This is a genomic window from uncultured Tateyamaria sp. (genome assembly GCF_947494755.1).
In the GTDB taxonomy this organism is placed as follows: domain Bacteria; phylum Pseudomonadota; class Alphaproteobacteria; order Rhodobacterales; family Rhodobacteraceae; genus Tateyamaria.
The window spans coordinates 157,359-176,901 of sequence record NZ_CANLVZ010000006.1 but is presented as its reverse complement, the minus strand read 5'-3'; the positions used below and the strand labels follow the sequence as shown (position 1 = coordinate 176,901).

Here is a 19,543-nt window from a genome sequence, read left to right as displayed (position 1 = left end):
CGGGAACGCAAGAAACGGAACTAAGGGAGGAAACCATGTTCCTGAATTTTAAAACCGCTGCGGCGGCGATTGCCCTGACAGCTATGGCCGGCAGCGCGTTTGCGCGCGATCTGGTGATCAACTTTGACGATCTTAACCCCGGCCCCAAGAAGGGCTTTGAAGATGCGGTCGAGTTGTTCAAATCCGAAAACCCCGACATCAACGTGATCGTCAACATCAATGACCGCGAAGCGCACAAGACAGCGATTCGCAACTTTCTGACGGCCGATGCGCCTGACGTCACAAGCTGGTACCCTGGCAACCGTATGGCCCCCTTCGTCGATGCGGGCCTGTTCCAGCCCATCGATGATGTGTGGGAAGAAAACGGCTTTAACGAAGACCTGGCGGCCATCAAGCCCACCATGTCGCGCGATGGCAAGATCTGGGGCGTGCCCTATTCCTACTATCAGTGGGGTATTTACTATCGCAAAGACATCTTTGACCTGCTGGAGCTGGAAGAGCCCCAGACATGGGACGAGTTGCTCGCCGCCTGTGGCAAGATGAAAGAGAATGGCGTCACGCCCTTCACCATCGGCACCAAGTTCCTGTGGACCGCTGCCGGCGTATTTGACTACCTGAACCTGCGCACCAACGGCTATGACGTGCACAACGCGCTGACCGCTGGTGAGATCAAATACACCGACGACCGCATCCGCGCCACGTTTGCCAACTGGGAAACGCTGATCAACGAGTGTGGCTTTGTCGAAAACCACGCCTCGATGAGCTGGCAGGACGCCATCGCGCCCTTCGCCAACGGCGATGCGGCGATGTACGTGATGGGTAACTTCTCGGTGGATGGATACAAGAACGCAGGTCTGACCGAAGATCAGATCGACTTCATGCCGTTCCCGACAATTGATGCGTCCATCCCCGGTGCCGAAGAGGCGCCAGCGGATGCGTTCTTTATCCCGGCCAATGCCAAGAATGTCGAAGATGCCAAGAAGTTTCTGGCTTTCGTCGCGCGCCCCGATGTGCAGACCCAGTGGAACAAGACCATTGGCCAGCTGCCTATCAACTCCAAGGCCGACATCTCGGATGACAAGTTCATTCAGGAAGGCTTTGCGCTGCTGAACGGTGCATCCGGTCTGGCCCAGTTCTATGACCGTGACGCCCCTGCGGCCATGGCCAAGGCAGGTATGGAAGGCTTCCAGGAATTCATGCTCGACCCGTCCAAGGTCGACGCGATCCTTGAGCGTCTCGATACCGTTCAGGAAGAAGTCTATAACTAAGTGATTGATAGGGCGGGCAAAATTGCCCGCCCTACGTTTTCCAACTGACCTTTTGCAAGGGCTTGTTCCCGAGCCTTTTCATGCGGTTAGGCGTCATCTTTGCCGCGCAGTCCATTATCAGATCAGGAGCGCACCCCCATGTCCCATGCCGTTGTGCCAGACACCGATGTGCCCAAGCGGCCCAGTTGGGTCCGCCGGAACAAGTTGGCCATCGCGCCTTGGATATTCCTGATCCCGGCGCTGATCTTTTTCGCGATCTACGTCGTCATCCCGATCTTTGAATCCCTGTGGCTGAGCCTTTACGAGTGGAACGGCCTTTATAATGTGGACGGCGAAAGCACCGCCGTCTGGGTCGGTTTCGACAACTACGTCAAGCTCTGGGATGACCCGAATTTCTGGACCTCGCTGCGCAACAACATCGCATGGCTGGTGCTGTATATGTTGGCGGTGCCCTTGGGCCTCTTCATCGCGCTGTTTCTGAACCAGACGGTGACGGGTATGCGCTTTTACAAGTCGATGTTCTTCTTTCCGTTCGTGATTTCCCAAGTCGTCGTCGGCCTGATCTTCGGCTGGTTCTACAACCCTGATTTCGGGGTCGTGGGCACCGTCTGGAAGGCGATCTTTTGCGAGGAAACAACCAACATCTTGGGCAACGTGACCTTCACCTGCTCGCGTCCCGCTCCCGACATCCTGTCGAGCCCCGAATGGGCGACCTATGGCATCATTGCCGCCGGGCTCTGGCCGCAGATCGCCTATTGCATGATTCTGTACCTCACGGGCCTTAACAACGTGGCCTCGGACCAGATCGAGGCGGCGCGGCTGGACGGAGCGAAGGGGTGGAAAATGCTGTGGTACGTCGTGGTGCCGCAACTCAAACCCGCGACTTTCATCGCCGTCGTTGTGACCGTGATTGGCGCGCTGCGATCGTTTGATATGATCGCGATCATGACTCAAGGAGGCCCGTTCGGGTCGACCAACGTGCTGTCCCATTACATGTACGAAGTCGCGATTTCCGAGTATGGCGAACGCTATGGCTATGGCTCGTCCGTGGCGACGGTGCTGTTCGGCATCATGCTGTTCTTCATCAGTTATTTCCTGTGGCGCATGTACCAGGACGAAAGAGGGGGGCGCTGAGATGTTTCCGAAACCTATTGAAAAGTCAGGCCCCGCCACGCGCGCTGCGTACCAAGCCTTTTTGCCCTTCGCGCTGATCCTGTGGCTGTTGCCGTTGCTGGCGATCTTTCTGACGTCGATCCGCTCGGCCGCCGATATCAACTCGGGCAACGTGTTTGGTTGGCCCTCGGAATTCGCCATCATCGAAAATTACACAGCCGTCTTCACCCAATCCGCTGCGGCTCAGTACATGTGGAACTCGGTGCTGATCACGGTGCCCACGGTCGTCATCTCGGTTGCACTGGCCTGCCTTGCGGGCTACGCACTCGCGATCTACCGCTTCCGCGTCGCGCTGCCGCTGTTCTTTCTGTTTGTTGCGGGCAATTTCATCCCCTTCCAGATCCTGATGGTGCCGGTGCGGGATATGTCGGTGCAGACCGGGCTCTATGACACGATTGCGGGTCAGTTCCTGTTCCACGCGGCCTTCCAGACAGGGTTCTGTACGTTGTTTATGCGCAATTTCATCAAGGCGCTGCCCTTCGATCTGGTGGAATCCGCCCGGATTGAGGGCGTGGCCGAGTGGAAAATCTTCTGGTACGTCGTGCTGCCGCTGGTGCGCCCTGCGATTGCGGCCCTTGCGGTGCTGATCTTCACCTTCGTGTGGAACGATTTTTTCTGGGCCAACGTGCTGACGCAAGGCGAGGGAGCCAAGCCCATCACAGCAGGCGTGCGCGCCCTCAACGGGCAGTTCGTGAACAACTGGCATCTGGTGTCTGCCGCGTCCTTGTTGGCGGCCATCCCGCCGGTCGTGTGTTTCTTCCTGATGCAGCGGCATTTCATCGCCGGTCTGACCCTGGGGGCTGTAAAGTGATACGCTGTTGGCGCCTGGACGATGGGCGTCAGACTTTGGTGCTCGGCTCGGACCGGGGCCGGCTGGCCGAGGTGGTCTATTGGGGCCCGAGCCTGCCAGAAACCGAAGATCTGACCACGCTATACGAGGCTTACACACTGGATGTGACTGGCGGCATGCTGGATGCCAACCCCGAGCTGAGCATCTGCCCCGAAGCGACCCGGTCCTTTCCGGGCCAGCCCGGTTTGATCATCCGCAATGGCGACGGCACGCCGTTTTTGCCCAAGTTCTGTCTGGAGCAGGCCGATCTGGGGGAGAACGTGCTGATTCTGACCTATCTCGATCAGGACCGCGTGCTGACCTATCGCGCGCGCTTTGCCCTTGATCCTGACACCCACATCATCGAGGCCAGCGCCGAGGTCGAGGCCGAGAACCCCATGCACCTGCATTGGCTGAGTGCGCCGGTCTTTCCCGCCCCGCAACTTGCTGACGAGATGATCGATTTCGCAGGGCGCTGGTGCGGCGAGTTCCAGATGAACCGCACGCAGTGGTCCCCCGGCATGCGCTACCGCGAGAACCGGACGGGCCGCACGGGTCACGAACATTTCCCAGGGCTGATTGTCCCCGTGCGCGGTGCCTCGAACGCTTCCGGGCACACGTATGCTTTCCACTATGGCTGGTCGGGCGGGCATCGTATGGTGGCCGAGGAGTTACCTGATGGTCGCCGCCAGATCCAGTTCGGCCACGCCGCACGGGTCGAGGGCAGCGCGCAGACAAAATTCGCGACCGGCAAGCTTTATGCCGTTTTCTCCGATGATGGGCTGAACGGCTGCGCGGTGGCCTTTCAACGCCACCTGCGCGACCGGATCGTGACGTTTCCGCGCCCGGGACTACCGCGCCCCGTCCACTACAATTGCTGGGAAGCGGTCTATTTCGACCATAACCTCGATGAGTTGAAAGACATCGCGGGCCGCGCCGCTGAGTTGGGGGCCGAACGCTTCGTACTGGATGACGGCTGGTTCGGCAGCCGCGATGATGACACGCAAGCCCTGAGCGATTGGGAGGTCGATCCCCGCAAATATCCCGACGGGCTGACGCCGCTGATTGATCACGTCAAATCGCTGGATATGACCTTTGGCATCTGGTTCGAGCCCGAGATGATCAACCCGAACTCCGACATCTTCCGCGCCCATCCCGACTGGGCTTTGGGCGGTGGGGATCAGATCATGGGCCGACAGCAAATGGCGCTCAACATGGCGCTGCCTGCGGTCCAGTCCTTTCTGTTTGCGCGTATCAGCGACATTCTGGCCCGCCACGACATCGAATACGTGAAATGGGATCACAACCGCGTGCTGCCCATGCCGGATGCGGCGCAGACGCGGGGATCCTATGCGCTGCTGGACCGGCTGCGGCGCGAGTTTCCGCATGTGGAGATTGAAAGCTGCGCGTCCGGCGGCGGGCGCATCGACTTTGGCATCATGGAGCGCACACAGCGCGTCTGGCTCAGCGACAGCAATGACGCGGTAGAACGGCTGCGCATCCAACACAACGCGTCAATCTTTCTGCCCATGGCCGTGACCGGCAGCCATGTGGGGCCGCGCACCTGCCACACGTCGGGACGCACGCTCGATATCCGATTCCGGGCATGGGTCGCCGCGCAACGTCATATGGGCTTCGAGATGGACCCCCGCGAATTGACCGAGGACGAGGCCGAGGTTCTGAGCCGCGTCACCGGCTGGTGGAAATACAATCGCGACTGGATGTACGGGGCCGATATTTTGCGGCTGGACAGTGCGGACCCGGCGGTGATGGCCGAGCAGCATCTTGAGGTGGGCGGCGCGCAGTTCGTGGTCTTTGCGGGTAAGGCCGCGACCTCCGATCAGATTGCGCCGCGCCCCTTGCGGCTGACCCGGCTGACACCGGAGGCCAAGTACCGCATCGAGTTGGTGAACCGGGACGAGATCGGGCACCTGTCGCGCGGCGCCAACGCGCTGAAATCCGGCCCCCTCGTGGTGAGCGGGGCCTATCTGATGTATCATGGGCTGACCCTGCCGTGGAGCTTTCCTGAACGGATGTGGGTCATCAAGGGCGATCTGGCCTGAGGGCCGGAAGAAGAGGTAAGAGATGAAAGAGACTGCGACATTTCACGATCTGGCCGGGGCGTCCGTGTTCATCACGGGCGGCGGGTCTGGCATCGGGGCGTCCCTCACGGAAGGGTTCGTGGAGCAGGGGGCCAAGGTCGCCTTCGTCCAACGCTCTGATTCCACGGCGTTTTGCGATGAGATGGAGCAGAAATACAGCAACCGCCCGCTATTCATGCCCTGTGACATCACCGACATCGGGGCTCTGCGGGCGTGCATCGATCAGGCGGCAGAAGCGCACGGACCTATCCGTGCGCTGGTCAACAACGCCGCCAACGATAAACGCCACGAAACGGCCGCCGTTGACGAAGAATTCTTTGACTGGATGATCGCGATCAATCTCAAGGCCTACTTCTTCGCTTGCCAAGCCGTGATCCCCGGCATGAAAGCGGCCGGGGGCGGGTCGATCATCAACTTCTCCTCGATCAGCTACATGATGGGGAATGCGGGCTATCCGCTCTATACGGGGGCCAATTCGGGGATCAACGGCATGACCCGCAGCCTCGCGCGCGAGTTTGGCCCCGACAAGATTCGAGTGAACGCGCTGGCCCCCGGCTGGGTGCTGACCCAGAAACAACTCGACAAATGGGCCACGCCTGAGGGTCTCGCCGCGCATATGGAACGCCAGTGCCTCAAGGAACATCTTGAGCCGCGCGACATCGTGGGGGCGGCGCTGTTCATGGCATCCGACGCCAGCCGCATGATGACCGGACAGGCGATGGTCATTGATGGCGGCGTGGTGGTGACGGGCTGATGGGCGATGTGGCGTGGATCGCGGTTGACTGGGGCACCTCGCATCTGCGCGCGTGGCTGATGAGCCGGGATGGCGCAGTGATCGAGGCGCGCAGTTCTGCCGCGGGCATGGGCACGCTCGAGCGGGGCGGGTTTGAACCCGCCTTACAGGCCCTCGTGGGCGATGCACTGCCCGCGCCGGTGCTCGCCTGCGGCATGGTTGGTTCGCGTCAGGGCTGGGCCGAGGCCCCTTACACAGCCGTGCCATGCGCACCGCCCGGCGCGTCTGAGGCCGTGCAAGTGCCTGATACTGCGCTGAATGTGCGCATCCTGCCCGGCGTCAAACAGACCAAGCCCGCCGACGTGATGCGCGGGGAAGAGACCCAGATCGCGGGCTATATCGCCACCCATCCGGGCTTTGACGGGGTGATCTGTCTGCCCGGCACCCACACCAAATGGGTCCACATCAGCGCGGGCGAGATCGTGAGTTTCCGCACGGCAATGACGGGCGAGATGTTCGCGTTGCTCTCCTCCCAATCGGTTCTGCGCCACTCGATGGCTGACGGGTGGGACGATGCGGCCTTTATGGCAGGTGTCGATCAGACCCTGTCGCGCCCCGAGGCCCTCGCCGCTGCGCTGTTTTCCTTGCGCGCCGAAGGGTTGCTGGACGCACTGCCCGGGGATGCAGCCCGTGCGCGTCTGTCGGGCCTGCTGATCGGCGCGGAACTGGCCGCGATGCGCCCCTATTGGTTGGGCCAGCAGGTCGCGCTGATCGGGGCCGAGACGCTCAGCGATGCTTATGCCGCCGCGCTCGCGGCGCAAGGCGTGCCGTGCCACACCGCAGGCGCACAGGACATGACACTGGCAGGCCTCACCGCCGCCTACACCCAGATCTATGGAGAGGCCGCATGAGCCGAGAGATTATCGCAATTCTGCGGGGCATCACCCCGGATGAGGCACTGCCCGTGGCCGACGCCCTGATGGACGCCGGGATTACCCGGATCGAGGTACCGCTGAATTCACCAGATGCCTTTGAGAGTATTGGACAGATGCTGGGCAAGCACGGCGGCGCGGCAATGATTGGTGCGGGCACCGTGCTCGAGGTGTCTGACGTCGAGCGCCTGCACGAGATGGGCGCGCATATGGTTGTGTCGCCGGATGCGAATGCCAGCGTGATTGTCGCCACGAAACAGGCCGGCATGCTGTCTTTTCCCGGTGTGATGACTCCGACCGAATGCTTTGCCGCGCTGCACGCAGGCGCGGATGGGCTGAAGCTTTTTCCGGCGTCCCTGTTGGGCGTGGAGGGGCTCAAGGCCATCAGCGCGGTTCTGCCCAAGGGCACGAAAACCTACGCCGTGGGCGGGGTGGGCCCAGCCAATTTCGCCGAGTGGTTCGCCGCTGGCATCACCGGCTTCGGCATTGGCTCCGCGCTTTACAAGCCGGGGATGAGTGTCGCGGATGTGGCCAGCCGGGCCGCCGACATGGTGGCCGCCTATGATGCGGGTGTCTGATGGACGTCTTTGACGACCACGCCTGCGCCCTGGGCGAGGGCGTGATGTGGCACCCGACCCGCAACGCCTTGTTCTGGTTTGATATTCTGGGCAAGCGGCTGTTCTGTAAAGGCCAGGACCGACAGGTGTGGGACTTTGACGAACACGTTTCCGCGACCGGGTGGGTCGATCATGACACGCTGCTGATCGCCTCCGCCTTGGGCCTTTGGCGGTTCAACATCAACACCGGTGCGCGCACGCTGGTGGTGGAGCTTGAGGCGGACAATCCGGTCACGCGATCAAATGACGGCCGTGCGGACCCCTACGGCGGGTTCTGGATTGGAACCATGGGGCGGAACGCCGAACCCTTCGCGGGCGCGATCTATCGCTACTACAGAGGCGAGCTGCGCAAGCTGTTCGACAAGATCACGATCTCCAACGCGATCTGTTTTGCGCCGGGCGGGACGGTGGCCTATTTCTCCGACACGTTCTCTCAGCAAATCCAAAGGGTTGCTCTGGACAGTGAAGGTTGGCCCACGGGCGCGCCTGAGACCTTTGTGGACTTGCGCCCGGACGGGCTGAACCCGGATGGCGCGGTTGTGGACGCCGATGGCAACCTCTGGAACGCGCAGTGGGGGGCGGGCCGTGTCGCCTGCTACAACCCCGACGGCAGGCTCGTGCGCGCCATTGAGGTGCCCGCAACCCAGACCACCTGCCCGGCCTTTGGCGGTGCCGAAGCCACGACCTTGTTTGTGACCTCCGCGGCGCAAGGTGTCGATGACGCGCAGGGCGGTATGACATTTTCCATAGGCGTTGGCATCAAGGGCCAGCGCGAGCATCAGGTGATCCTATGAAGCGCACGCTTGGCGTTTGCTACTACCCGGAACACTGGCCCGAGGCGCAGTGGGCCGAGGACGCGGTACGCATGGCCGATCTCGGCCTCACATGGGTGCGGATCGGGGAATTTGCGTGGAAACGGATGGAGCCGGTCGAGGGCACCTACGATTGGGGCTGGCTCGATCGCGCCATCGAAACCCTCGGGGCGGCGGGCCTGCGCGTCGTGCTGGGCACCCCCACGGCGACCCCGCCCGCATGGGTCGTTGCCAAGCATCCGGGGATGTTGCCGGTCGATGCCGAAGGGCGCGTGCGCGGCTACGGCTCGCGCCGCCACTACTGTTTTTCGCACGCCGGATACCTCGCCGAATGCCGCAAGATCGTGACCGCGTTGGCCAAACGCTACGGGCCGAACCCGCACGTGGCTGCGTGGCAGACGGACAATGAATACAGCTGCCACGACACGGTGCTCAGCTATTCCGACGCCGCCCGTACCGCCTTTCACGACTGGTTGCGCGGGCAATTTCCGGGGCCCGGCAATGACGGTGACATCGACGCGCTGAATGCGGCATGGGGCAACGTGTTCTGGTCGATGGACTACGATGATTTCGATCAGATCGGCCTGCCCAATCTGACCGTGACCGAGGTGAACCCGGCCCACGCCCACGCCTTTCGCCGGTTTTCCTCGGATCAGGTCGTGGCGTTCAACCGCGCGCAGGTTGACATTATCCGCGCCCATTCCGATGCCCCGATTGCCCACAACTACATGGGCCGGATCACGGATTTCGACCACTTCAAGGTGGGCGCCGACCTCGATATCGCGTCATGGGACAGCTATCCGCTCGGGTTTCTCGAGGATCGCTCGGGCGCGGATGACGCCCACAAGCGCGCCTATGCGCGGCAGGGCGATCCCGACTTTCAGGCCTTTCACCATGATCTTTACCGCGCCGTGGGCCGCGATGGACGCTGGTGGGTGATGGAGCAGCAACCCGGCCCGGTAAACTGGGCTCCCTACAACCCCGCGCCACTGCCCGGCATGGTGCGCCTGTGGACGTGGGAAGCCTTTGCTCACGGGGCCGAGGCGGTGTGCTATTTCCGCTGGCGGCAGGCCCCGTTCGCGCAAGAGCAGATGCATGCAGGCCTCTTGCGCCCTGACTCGGTCGAGGCGGAAGCGTTCGGGGAGGCCACCGAGGTGATGGCGGAGTTGAAGGACGCACCGGACGTGGCTATGGCGCAAGCGCCCGTGGCCATCATGTTCGACTATGACGCCGACGCGGCCTGGGCCGTGCAGCCGCATGGGGTCGACCTCAGCTATTTCGGGTTGGTCTTCGCGTGGTACCGGGCTTGCCGCAAGCTGGGGCTGTCGGTGGATATCCTCCCCCCCACGACGCGGGATTTTGCAGGCTATGCGCTGGTGATGGTGCCGGGGATGATGCACATGCCCGACGATCTGAAAGCGGCGCTGAACGATGCCGAAGGCCAAATCATTATCGGCCCGCGCAGTGGCGCGCGTGACCCGCATTTCAACATTACGACGCCACTGCCGCCCGCATGGCCGGGCAGCGATCTGGTTGTCTCGCGGGTGCAATCTATCCGGCCCGATCTGCCCATTGCGCTTGCAGGCGGCGGGCAGGTCGAGGGCTATCTGGAACAGATCGAAGGCGGGGGTGAGGTGGTGTTGCGCACCGAGGATGATGCGCCTGTTGCGGTGCAATGCGGCGCGCGTGTGACCTACATGGCGGGGTGGGGTGATGATGTGGCACATATGGCGCTGATCCGCGTTGTCGCGCCGGAGCTCGCGGTGACGGATATGCCCAAAGGCGTGCGCCGACGCGCGACAGGGTCGGAGGTATTCTGGTTCAACTACACCACACAAGCCGTTGAAATCGAAGGGCAAGACGTGCCACCTGCGGGTATCTTGCGTAAAGTGTTGTCGCACGTGTCATAGAACTGTCACACGCGGCTGACATAGGGCGCACAGACCCTGCTGCACGAAAGCCTGCCTATGACCACCTATGCTCTCAACGGCCTCGGCCGCATCGGTAAAATCGCGCTGCGCCCCTTGCTGGAACGTGGCTGCAACATCGCTTTTGTCAACGATGCAGTGGGCGACCCGGCGATGCATGCGCACCTGCTTGAGTTCGACACAGTACATGGGCGCTGGCCCGCAGAGTTCGGCGCGGACGAGACCTCAATCACCATCGGCGGCACCCGCATCCCCGCGCTTAACGCCCGCCGGATCGAGGACCTGCCGCTTGACGGGGTGGATGTCGTCATCGACTGCACGGGCGTCTTCAAGACCGAAACCCAGCTTGCCCCATATTTTGCGGCGGGCGTGAAAAAGGTGATCGTATCGGCCCCGGTCAAAGAGGGGGACACCGCGAACATTGTCTTTGGCGTCAATGATGATGCCTACGTTGATCAGTCCATCGTCACTGCAGCCTCCTGCACAACCAATTGCTTGGCGCCCGTTGTTAAAGTGGTTCACGAAGGGTTGGGGATCAGGCACGGCTCGATCACCACGATCCATGACGTCACCAACACGCAAACCATAGTTGACCGGCCCGCCCAGGATTTGCGCCGCGCGCGCTCGGCCCTCAACTCGCTGATCCCCACGACCACGGGGTCCGCCACGGCGATCACGCTGATCTATCCCGAGCTTGCGGGCAAGCTGAATGGACATGCGGTGCGGGTGCCGCTTTTGAATGCCTCGCTGACCGATTGCGTTTTCGAAGTGGCGCGCGACACCACGGTCGAAGAGGTCAACGCGCTGTTCGAAGCCGCTGCCGCAGGACCGCTGAACGGGATCTTGGGGTATGAAACACGACCGCTGGTGTCGACCGACTACACGAATGATCCCCGCTCGTGCATCATCGACGCGCCCTCGACCATGGTCGTAAACGGCACGCAGGTGAAGATTTATGCCTGGTATGACAACGAATGGGGCTATGCGCACCGGCTGGTGGATGTCGCTCAAATGGTGGGCGCGCGGTTGTGAGCCGACCGGCGGGCTTTGCCGCCTATGTGGCGGTGACGGCGGCCTATTGGGCGTTTATGTTGACGGACGGCGCGTTGCGGATGCTGGTGCTGCTGCATTTCAATGGGCTCGGCTTTTCGCCGGTGCAGTTGGCTTATCTCTTTGTGCTGTATGAAATTGCGGGCGTTATCACGAACCTGTCGGCGGGTTGGATCGCGGCGCGGTTTGGGGTGACCAGCACGCTTTATGTCGGCCTCGGGTTGCAGATCGTCGCGCTGATTGCCCTGGCGCAGCTTGATCCGGCATGGTCCGTGGCCGCCTCGGTCGTGTTCGTGATGGCCGTGCAGGGACTGTCCGGCGTGGCCAAGGATCTGGCCAAGATGTCGTCGAAATCTGCGGTGAAGGTGCTCGCCCCCGCAGGCGACGGGCTGTTCCGGTGGGTCGCGCTGCTGACGGGATCGAAGAACGCGGTGAAGGGTCTCGGCTTTCTGCTCGGGGCCGGGACGTTGGCGCTGTTCGGCTTCGTTCCGAGCGTGTTGGGCATGGCCGCAATGCTGGGTCTGATCCTGATCGCCGTAATCTTGCGGATGCCACCGGGACTGCCCATGGGGCGCAAGGACGCCAAATTCGCCGAGGTCTGGTCGAAAAACCCCCGCATCAACTGGCTGAGTGCAGCGCGCGTATTCCTGTTCGGCGCGCGCGACGTGTGGTTCGTGGTTGGCATCCCCATCTATTTCTACAGCGTGCTGAGCGATGGGACGCCCGAAGGCCAGCGCGCGGCCTTCTTCTTGATCGGCACCTTCATGGCGCTGTGGGTGATCCTGTATGGAGCAGTGCAGATGCAGGCCCCGGCGATCCTGCGCAGTGCCGGGCGCAGTGAGGTGGACCTGGCCTCCGCTGCGCGCTTCTGGGTCGGCACGCTGGCCATCGTGACTGCCGCGCTTGCGCTGATCGTGTGGGCCGTTGGCGCGCCAGCCCCATGGCTGACGGGCATCGTGGTGCTGGGTCTGCTGATCTTTGGCGTGCTGTTCGCGCTCAACTCAAGCCTGCATTCCTACCTGATCCTCGCCTTCACAAGTGCCGAGCGGGTCACGATGGATGTGGGGTTTTACTACATGGCGAACGCGGCGGGGCGGCTGATCGGCACGGTTCTGTCGGGGCTGACTTACCAGATCGGCGGTCTGCCCCTGTGTCTGGGAACGGCGGCCTTGATGATCGCGCTCAGTTGGTTGTCGATCGGGCGGATCAATCGCGATAGCGCGCCAGCCAGCCGAGCGTAGCGTGGGTATCGTCGCCGGGCTTGTATTCGGCCCCGAGCGGTCGCGGCCAGTCTGCGAGCGCGGCAAAGATGTGTGCGTAGTCCAACTCTCCGTGATCCGGCGCGCCCCTGTCGGGAACGGACGCGAACTGGATATGCCCGATGATGTCGCGCAGATCGGCGATGCGGGTTAGGATATCGCCCTCGGTCCTGCCCACATGATAGCAGTCGAACATCAGCTTGAGGTTGGGTTTGTCTACCTCAGCGATGATCGCGCGGGCTTGATCGGTGCTTTGCAGGAAGTAGCCGGGCGCGTCGTGGCGGTTGAGCGGTTCGATCAGGATGGTCAGCCCGTGGGTTTCGGCGCTGGAACAAGCGAAGCGTAGGTTCGAGATGAACGTCTCATGCGCCGGCGCACCGCTCGCGAATCCGGCCATAACATGCACCGCTCCGGCCCCGATCCGCACCGCATATTCGATGGCTTGGGTGATTGATGCGTGGGCGTCATTCTCGCGTCCCACCAGAGAGCACAGCCCGTTCTCGCCCCCCCCGACATCGCCTCGGTCCGTATTCAGCCCCAGCATCGGCAAGCCGGTCGCGTCCAGCGCGGCTTTGACCTCGTCTGCGGGGGTGGCATAGGGCCAGTGGCATTCCACTGCGTCGAACCCTGCGACTTTGGCGGCATGTATGGCGTCTGGCAGGGGGCGGTCAGCCCAAAGGAACCCGAGATTGGCCGAGAACTTCACGCCTCTTCCCCCGGCAACGTGAGTTGCGCATTGCGGGCATAGACCTTGGCGACGGCCGCATCATCCTCACCCCCCAGCCCCATACCCGCAGCGGCCACGAACTGTTGCAGGGCGGCGGCGGTGATGGGGGCGCTGAACTGCGCGGATTTCGCGATGTCGAGCACGATTCCCAGATCCTTGGGCCAGATGTTGATCGATGAATGCGGTGTGTAATCCCCCGCCACGATATGGGGCGCGCGGTTTTCCAGCATCCAGCTTGAGCCTGCGCATTTGCTGATCACCTCGACGAACTGGTCGGGCGCGACGCCTTGGGTCATGCCGAAGGTCAGCGCCTCGGCCATGGTCGCGATGTGCACACCGGCGAGCAACTGGTTCACCGCCTTCATCGCCGATCCGGGGCCTGCTTCGTCGCCAAGGCGGAACACAGTTTCGGCGATGGCGTCAAGCGTGGTCTGGGCGGCGTCGAACGCGGCGGGCGTGCCTGCCGCCATGATGCTGAGCGCGCCTTGGGCCGCCTTGATCGACCCGCCCGAGATGGGCGCGTCGAGGTAGTGCAAGTCGTGGGCGGCGCAGCGCGACTCCATCTCGCGCGCAAAGTCCGGCGCGACTGTGGCGCAGGCGATCACGACGGTGCTGGGGGTGAGGTGTTGCGCGATGCCATCCGGGCCGAACAGCACGTCCTCGGTCTGTGCCGCATTCAGGACCGCAACAATCAGCGAGGCGAGCTTTGGCGCGACCTCTGCCAGCGTGCCCTGCGCGCCGCTTTCCGCCTGAAAGCGGGCGGTGACCTCGGGGCGGACGTCAAAACCGTAGGTTGTCAGCCCCCCGGCCACGCAGGATTGCGCGATGCCGTAGCCCATAGAGCCGAGGCCGATCACAGCCGTGTTTTGGGAATTGGTCATCTTTGCACCCTGCTTGATTGCCAGTTGCAGGCATCATCGCGATGGGTGCGCAAATCACAAGGGGAAGCGCGCCTCCGGACCCGTAGGGGTCCGGAGGCGGCATGGCTCAGGCGAAGCTGATGCCGTTATCGGCCAGCGGCAGTGCACCGATCCGCACATCGCTTGCAGCGGCAATCGCATTGGCAAGGGCGGCAGCAGCGGGGGGTGTGCCCGGCTCACCCACGCCGGTGGGTGGCTCAGCCGAGGGAACGATATGGACATCGATCGCGCCAATATCGCTGATCCGCAGCGGTTCATAATCGGGGAAGTTGAACTGGTCCACGACCCCGCCCGTCAACGTGATCTTGTCGCGCATGTTGTGCCCGATGCCGTACCCGATGCCGCCCTCCATCTGGGCCTTGATCACATCCGGGTTAACGGCCAGCCCGCAATCAACGGCGCAGGTGACCTTTTCAATCTTGACGCCATCCTCTGCGTTGCCGGAGATCTCCACGACTTCAGCCACATAGCTGGCAAAGCTCTTGTGGACGGCGATTCCTTGGGTGTGACCCGCAGGGGCGTTGCCCCAACCGGCTTTTTCCGCCGCCAGACGCAGAACGCCCGCCTTGCGCTGTTGGTCCACGCCGTCACCGGTGAGGTATTGCAGCCGATAATCGACCGGATCAACGCCCGCTGCCTTGGCGGCTTTGTCCATCATGGTCTCCATCACATAGGCCGTGTGCGTGTGCCCGACGGAGCGCCACCAAAGCGTGCTGGTCGCCTTTTCCGTATCCGTCAGCCCGAAATGCGCGCCGGGGATCTGGTAGGGTGTGTCGGATGCCCCCTCGACCGAGCTGTGATCGACACCGTCATGGACGAGGAATTGCTCAAACGGTGTGCCCTTCATGATGGACTGGCCCGCGATGCGGTGATCCCATCCGACAATGTTGCCCGCCTCATCAAGGCCGACGCGCACTTTGTGGCCGAAGGCCGGGCGGAAATAGCCCGAGCGCAGATCATCTTCGCGCGACCAGACCAGCTTGACGGGGCGGGTGCGGTCCGTTGTGGCAAAGGCCAGCGCCGCCTCGACCTGATAATCCGCCTCGGGTGTGGCGCGTCGCCCGAACGAGCCACCCGCCAGCATGGTCTTGATCTGGATTTTCTCCATCGGCAGATCAAAGATTTGCGCCATGGCACTATGGGGCAAGGTCGGGATCTGGGCGGCGTCATGCATCAGAATGCCGCCATCTGCCGTGGCCTCGATCGTGCAGTTCAGCGGCTCCATCGGGGCGTGGGCGAGGAGAGGGAAATAGAACGTCTCTTCGACCACCTGCGCGGCCCCGTCGAGGGCGGCTTGGGTCGCGGCCGCGTCTGTCTTGTTGACATTGTAGGCGGGTTCCGCCTCCAAGGCAGCGCGGATTTCGGCCTCGATCTCGTCCGAGCTGCGGGTTTCGGCGCTCGACGTGTCCCATGTCACGTCCAGCGCGTCGCGCGCCCGCATCGCCGCCCACGTGTGCTCGGCAAAGACGGCAACACCTGTGTGGTTGGGCAGGGTCGCGGCGCTGATAAACCCCTTGATCTCGCGCGCCGCGCTGTCGTCAAAGCTGACGACCGTGGCGCGTTGCTGTTCAGGACGTGCGATCATCGTGACCATCTGGTCGGGCAGGTGCAGGTCCATCCCATACATCGCTGTGCCATTGCCCTTGGCCGCGCTGTCGAGGCGGCGTACGTCGGCGTTGCCGATCAGGCGGAACTCGGACGGGTCCTTGAGCCGTGGCACGGCGGGTGCATCAAGGGTCGCAGCCTTGGCCACGAACGCGGCCAACGGGGCGGAGTTGCCCGCGCCCGTGACCATGCCGTCTTCGATCTTGAGCGTGCCTGCGTCGACACCCCATGTTTCGGCAGCCGCCGCGATCAGCATTTCGCGCGCCGCAGCCCCGGCCTGACGATACTGGGCATAGGCATTGGCCATGGCAGTCGAGCCACCGGTGCCTTGGATCGGGCCGAGCAACATGTTGGCGTAGACTTCGGGGTTTGACGGCGCAAAGTCGTAGTCGATCTGGTCCATGGTCAGGCCCAGCTCTTCGGCGATGAGGGTGGTGAGGCCTGTGACAGGGCCCTGACCCATCTCGAAATGTTTGACGATGGCCGTGACCTGCCCATCGGGCGTGATGCGCACAAAGGGATTCAGCATCGTGTCGGCATTGGCGGCAAGTGCGCCGTCGGGGCGGATGCCCACGACCAAGGCGGTGCCAACGGCGGCGGCCCCGGCAAGGAAGGCGCGGCGGGATGTATCGAGTGTCATATCAGGCCTCCAGAATGTCAGCGGCGCGCTGGATGCCAGCACGGATGCGTTGATAGGTGGCGCAGCGGCAGGCATTGCCCCACATGTAATCGTCGATTTCCTGCGCGGTTGGCTTGGGGTTTTCCGAGAGCAGACCGACGGCAGACATGATCTGGCCAGACTGGCAGTACCCACACTGGACCACGTCCAGCTCGACCCATGCCTGCTGCACGGCGCCGCCGATCTTGGTGTCTTCCATGGCCTCGATGGTGGTGATCTCGGCGCCTTCCACATCCTCGATATAGGTCTGGCACGAGCGCACGGGCTGGCCGTTCAGGTGCACGGTGCAGGCCCCGCAGGACGCGACCCCGCAGCCAAACTTGGTGCCGGTCATCTTCAACTCGTCGCGAATGACCCATAAAAGCGGGGTGCCGGGTTCGGCCTCGACCGTTTGATCCTTACCATTCAATTTTAGGGAAATTGCCATGCTGAACTCTCCTGTGGCTGGGGTCTGCATTGTGAGTAGGTCATCTACCTACGGTAGATTGAACCGCCGGTCATGCAAGAGACAAGATCGTGCGATCAGTGCCATCGGCGTGCCTTGGCCTGTGCGCGGGCGGCCCTTGCCAAGCGAGGTATGCGCAGGGCAGGTTGCGTCACAACAAAGGTCAAGGGGGATGCGGCGTGCACGGTGTGATTGAGGGGACAGGATTTGAGGTTTTGGACCCTGCGTTCGAGGCCTGCTATATCGGCCATGCGCGGGTGGAGCGGCTGGCCTCGGGCGGGCGCTGGCACGAAGGCCCTGCGTGGTTCGCGCCGGGGCGTTACGTGGTCTGGTCCGACATCCCCAACAACCGGATGATGCGGTGGGATGAAACGGACGGGTCTGTGTCTGTGTTCCGGGCACCTGCCAACAACTCGAACGGGCATACCGTGGACGGCCAGGGCCGCCTTGTGTCCTGCGAACATCTGGCGCGTCGGGTGACCCGCACCGAACATGACGGATCCATCAAGATCATTGCGGACCGATTCGAGGGCAAGCGCCTCAATTCCCCCAATGACGTGGTGGTGAAATCGGACGGCTCGATCTGGTTCACCGATCCCAGCTATGGGATCATGATGGATTACGAAGGCGAGCGCGCCGAAAGCGAAATAGGGGCCTGCTATGTCTATCGATGGGACCCCGAAAGCGAAGAGATCGCGGTCGTCACCAAGGACTATGTCAAACCCAATGGGCTCGCCTTTTCACCCGATGAGACCGAGTTGTTCATTGCCGACACAGGCGGCACCCACGCGCTGGACGGGCCTGCCTACATCCGGCGGCACGTCGTCGAGGCGGATGGCAAAACGCTTGGGCCTGCGGTGCATTTCGCGGATTGCACCAATGGCTTCTTCGATGGTTTCCGTTTTGATCGTGACGGGCGCATTTGGACATCGGCAGCCGACGGGGTGCATTGCCTTGACACCTCAGGCGCGCTGATCGGAAAGGTCCATATCCCCGAGGTCGTCTCGAACGTCTGCTTTGGCGGACCGAAGTTGAACCGGCTGTTCATCACAGCCACATCCTCGCTTTATTCCGTGTTCCTGAACGTGAACGGCGCGCGCTGATGGAAGTGACAAAGCCCACCCAAGTGCTGACCCATGCCGCCGTCATGGCGATGCTTGAGGCTGCCATCGCGGCGGCCGAACAGACGGGCCAGCCCCAGTGCATCGTAATCGTGGATGCCAGCGGTGAGGTGCAGGGTGAAATCCGCATGACCGGGGCCAAATATCTCAGCCGCAAGAGTGCCGCGACCAAGGCGCGCACCGCCGCCTCAATCGGTGCGCCGACCACGACCATTCCCGAGGCTGTGCGCCCCCATATTGCTGCGGCCACCCAGAACGGGGTGACGGGGCTGCCCGGCGGATTGCCGATCTATGTGGGGGGCGACCTTGTGGGGGCCATCGGCGTTGGGTCCGGGTCGGGCGATCAGGACATCGCCGTGGGGCAGGCGGCCCTCGCCGCGATTTCGGCCACGGTGACGCCGGCGTGAGCGACGGCAAGGTCTGTTGCCAGCCTGCACGGGGTGGCCGCGGGCTTGCGCGCTCGGATACTGACTTTGACTGCGGCAAGGACACCTCGGATCGCGTGATCATTCCCGGAGGCCGCGCCCTTGTCGGCACAGGCACACCGGGCATCGCACTTGATGGCGAAGGCCCGGTGCGCCGCGTCACCCTCAAGCCCTTTGCGATGGACGTCACCACCGTCACCAACGCGCGGTTTGCGGCTTTTGTGTCTGCCACAGGCTATGTCACCGAAGCCGAGCGGTTTGGGGATTCCTTTGTGTTCGAAGGGTTCTTGCCCAAGTCCGCACCCCCAAGCCCGGTGGTCGAGGCCGCCCCCTGGTGGCGGATCGTCAAAGGGGCGCATTGGCGCGCGATCAACGGGCCGGACGGGGATGACACCTGGCAGGCGGATCACCCGGTGGTGCATGTCACCTGGAATGATGCGCGGGCCTTTGCAACATGGGCCGGGGGGCGCTTGCCAAGCGAGGCCGAGTGGGAACATGCGGCGCGTGGGGGCTTGGGCGACGTTCCATTTCCGTGGGGCGATACCGCCCCAAACGATCACGGCCATTTCCCCTGCAACATCTGGCAGGGGCCGTTTCCGCAAACTGATCTGGGACGCGACGGATTTGTCGGCACAGCCCCCGCACGCAGTTTCGATCCCAACGGCTATGGGCTCTACAACATGGTCGGAAATGTCTGGGAATGGACCGGCCAACCCTTTCAGGTGAGGTCCCTGAAAAAGGCGGTGCAGGCGGCTCATGCGGGCAAGGCAGGGTACAAGCTGAACAAAGGGGGGTCTTACCTGTGTCACGCTTCCTATTGTTTTCGCTATCGAATTGCGGCGCGCAGCGGCTCGTCCCCGGACAGCTCGACCGGGCATCAGGGGTTTCGGCTGGTTTATGATATTTAGGAAAGGGACA

Annotated in this window: 18 protein-coding genes; 14 read left to right on the top strand and 4 right to left on the bottom strand. The window is 62.7% G+C overall.

Annotated features, from left to right (window positions below; translation table 11 throughout):
* The first annotated feature begins 35 nt into the window (after window positions 1-35).
* The 11 genes from Q0908_RS09765 (at window position 36) to arsJ (ending at window position 12,685) form a co-directional block, all read left to right on the top strand.
* Window positions 36-1,268, top strand: coding sequence for an extracellular solute-binding protein (locus Q0908_RS09765; RefSeq protein WP_299283453.1), 1,233 nt, complete (start codon window positions 36-38; stop codon window positions 1,266-1,268).
* A 138-nt stretch (window positions 1,269-1,406) separates the two neighbouring features.
* Window positions 1,407-2,402, top strand: a complete 996-nt coding sequence (locus tag Q0908_RS09760; RefSeq protein ID WP_299283451.1) for a sugar ABC transporter permease — start codon at window positions 1,407-1,409, stop codon at window positions 2,400-2,402.
* 1 nt (window position 2,403) lies between these two features.
* Window positions 2,404-3,252, top strand: a complete 849-nt coding sequence (locus Q0908_RS09755; RefSeq protein WP_299283449.1) for a carbohydrate ABC transporter permease — start codon at window positions 2,404-2,406, stop codon at window positions 3,250-3,252.
* Entirely contained in the window at window positions 3,249-5,333 is a 2,085-nt protein-coding gene (locus Q0908_RS09750; RefSeq protein WP_299283448.1) for an alpha-galactosidase, read from the top strand. The genes Q0908_RS09755 and Q0908_RS09750 overlap by 4 nt, the downstream gene beginning before the upstream one ends.
* A gap of 22 nt (window positions 5,334-5,355) precedes the next feature.
* Window positions 5,356-6,126, top strand: a complete 771-nt coding sequence (locus tag Q0908_RS09745) for an SDR family oxidoreductase (protein ID WP_299283446.1) — start codon at window positions 5,356-5,358, stop codon at window positions 6,124-6,126.
* Window positions 6,126-7,016, top strand: a complete 891-nt coding sequence (locus Q0908_RS09740) for a 2-dehydro-3-deoxygalactonokinase (RefSeq protein WP_299283444.1) — start codon at window positions 6,126-6,128, stop codon at window positions 7,014-7,016. The genes Q0908_RS09745 and Q0908_RS09740 overlap by 1 nt, the downstream gene beginning before the upstream one ends.
* Entirely contained in the window at window positions 7,013-7,615 is a 603-nt protein-coding gene (locus tag Q0908_RS09735; RefSeq protein ID WP_299283442.1) for a 2-dehydro-3-deoxy-6-phosphogalactonate aldolase, read from the top strand. Before Q0908_RS09740 ends, Q0908_RS09735 begins: the two co-directional genes overlap by 4 nt.
* Complete coding sequence (locus Q0908_RS09730) at window positions 7,615-8,448, top strand: SMP-30/gluconolactonase/LRE family protein (RefSeq protein WP_299283440.1); 834 nt, start codon at window positions 7,615-7,617, stop codon at window positions 8,446-8,448. Before Q0908_RS09735 ends, Q0908_RS09730 begins: the two co-directional genes overlap by 1 nt.
* A complete protein-coding gene (locus Q0908_RS09725) occupies window positions 8,445-10,376 on the top strand; it encodes a beta-galactosidase (RefSeq protein ID WP_299283438.1) in 1,932 nt (643 codons plus the stop codon). The genes Q0908_RS09730 and Q0908_RS09725 overlap by 4 nt, the downstream gene beginning before the upstream one ends.
* A gap of 57 nt (window positions 10,377-10,433) precedes the next feature.
* Complete coding sequence (locus Q0908_RS09720) at window positions 10,434-11,426, top strand: ArsJ-associated glyceraldehyde-3-phosphate dehydrogenase (RefSeq protein ID WP_299283436.1); 993 nt, start codon at window positions 10,434-10,436, stop codon at window positions 11,424-11,426.
* A complete protein-coding gene (gene arsJ, locus Q0908_RS09715) occupies window positions 11,423-12,685 on the top strand; it encodes an organoarsenical effux MFS transporter ArsJ (protein ID WP_299283434.1) in 1,263 nt (420 codons plus the stop codon). Before Q0908_RS09720 ends, arsJ begins: the two co-directional genes overlap by 4 nt.
* Here arsJ and Q0908_RS09710 read toward each other — a convergent pair.
* The 4 genes from Q0908_RS09710 to Q0908_RS09695 form a co-directional block, all read right to left on the bottom strand.
* A complete protein-coding gene (locus tag Q0908_RS09710) occupies window positions 12,651-13,409 on the bottom strand; it encodes a TIM barrel protein (RefSeq protein ID WP_299283432.1) in 759 nt (252 codons plus the stop codon). The two genes, arsJ and Q0908_RS09710, sit on opposite strands and share 35 nt — an antisense overlap.
* Window positions 13,406-14,311 carry an L-threonate dehydrogenase gene (ltnD, locus tag Q0908_RS09705; protein ID WP_299283430.1) on the bottom strand — a complete coding sequence of 302 codons (906 nt, stop codon included), beginning with the start codon at window positions 14,309-14,311 and terminating at the stop codon, window positions 13,406-13,408. The genes Q0908_RS09710 and ltnD overlap by 4 nt, the downstream gene beginning before the upstream one ends.
* Before the next feature lie 106 nt (window positions 14,312-14,417).
* On the bottom strand, window positions 14,418-16,595 hold the full coding sequence (locus Q0908_RS09700) for a molybdopterin cofactor-binding domain-containing protein (RefSeq protein ID WP_299283428.1): 2,178 nt from the start codon (window positions 16,593-16,595) through the stop codon (window positions 14,418-14,420).
* Window position 16,596: 1 nt separating this feature from the next.
* Window positions 16,597-17,061: a (2Fe-2S)-binding protein gene (locus Q0908_RS09695; RefSeq protein WP_299283426.1), complete on the bottom strand. Its 465-nt coding sequence runs from the start codon at window positions 17,059-17,061 to the stop codon at window positions 16,597-16,599.
* Between the two features lie 197 nt (window positions 17,062-17,258).
* On the opposite strand from Q0908_RS09695, the gene Q0908_RS09690 reads away from it, so the two are divergent.
* From Q0908_RS09690 to Q0908_RS09680, 3 genes are read left to right on the top strand one after another with little or no spacing between them, the layout of a single operon-like run.
* The gene (locus Q0908_RS09690; protein ID WP_299283424.1) at window positions 17,259-18,182 is read left to right on the top strand and encodes an SMP-30/gluconolactonase/LRE family protein; all 924 of its coding nucleotides are present in this window, start codon (window positions 17,259-17,261) and stop codon (window positions 18,180-18,182) included.
* Window positions 18,182-18,607, top strand: coding sequence for a heme-binding protein (locus Q0908_RS09685; protein ID WP_299283422.1), 426 nt, complete (start codon window positions 18,182-18,184; stop codon window positions 18,605-18,607). The genes Q0908_RS09690 and Q0908_RS09685 overlap by 1 nt, the downstream gene beginning before the upstream one ends.
* The gene (locus tag Q0908_RS09680) at window positions 18,604-19,533 is read left to right on the top strand and encodes a formylglycine-generating enzyme family protein (protein ID WP_299283421.1); all 930 of its coding nucleotides are present in this window, start codon (window positions 18,604-18,606) and stop codon (window positions 19,531-19,533) included. Before Q0908_RS09685 ends, Q0908_RS09680 begins: the two co-directional genes overlap by 4 nt.
* The last annotated feature ends 10 nt before the right edge of the window (window positions 19,534-19,543 follow it).

Bases quoted from the DNA above. Each gene is read 5' to 3' on its own strand.
- Q0908_RS09765 (WP_299283453.1), top strand. From the start codon at position 36: ATGTTCCTGAATTTTAAAACCGCTGCGGCGGCGATTGCCCTGACAGCT.
- Q0908_RS09760 (WP_299283451.1), top strand. From the start codon at position 1,407: ATGTCCCATGCCGTTGTGCCAGACACCGATGTGCCCAAGCGGCCCAGT.
- Q0908_RS09755 (WP_299283449.1), top strand. From the start codon at position 2,404: ATGTTTCCGAAACCTATTGAAAAGTCAGGCCCCGCCACGCGCGCTGCG.
- Q0908_RS09745 (WP_299283446.1), top strand. From the start codon at position 5,356: ATGAAAGAGACTGCGACATTTCACGATCTGGCCGGGGCGTCCGTGTTC.
- Q0908_RS09740 (WP_299283444.1), top strand. From the start codon at position 6,126: ATGGGCGATGTGGCGTGGATCGCGGTTGACTGGGGCACCTCGCATCTG.
- Q0908_RS09735 (WP_299283442.1), top strand. From the start codon at position 7,013: ATGAGCCGAGAGATTATCGCAATTCTGCGGGGCATCACCCCGGATGAG.
- Q0908_RS09730 (WP_299283440.1), top strand. From the start codon at position 7,615: ATGGACGTCTTTGACGACCACGCCTGCGCCCTGGGCGAGGGCGTGATG.
- Q0908_RS09725 (WP_299283438.1), top strand. From the start codon at position 8,445: ATGAAGCGCACGCTTGGCGTTTGCTACTACCCGGAACACTGGCCCGAG.
- Q0908_RS09720 (WP_299283436.1), top strand. From the start codon at position 10,434: ATGACCACCTATGCTCTCAACGGCCTCGGCCGCATCGGTAAAATCGCG.
- ltnD (WP_299283430.1), bottom strand. From the start codon at position 14,311: ATGACCAATTCCCAAAACACGGCTGTGATCGGCCTCGGCTCTATGGGC.
- Q0908_RS09700 (WP_299283428.1), bottom strand. From the start codon at position 16,595: ATGACACTCGATACATCCCGCCGCGCCTTCCTTGCCGGGGCCGCCGCC.
- Q0908_RS09695 (WP_299283426.1), bottom strand. From the start codon at position 17,061: ATGGCAATTTCCCTAAAATTGAATGGTAAGGATCAAACGGTCGAGGCC.
- Q0908_RS09685 (WP_299283422.1), top strand. From the start codon at position 18,182: ATGGAAGTGACAAAGCCCACCCAAGTGCTGACCCATGCCGCCGTCATG.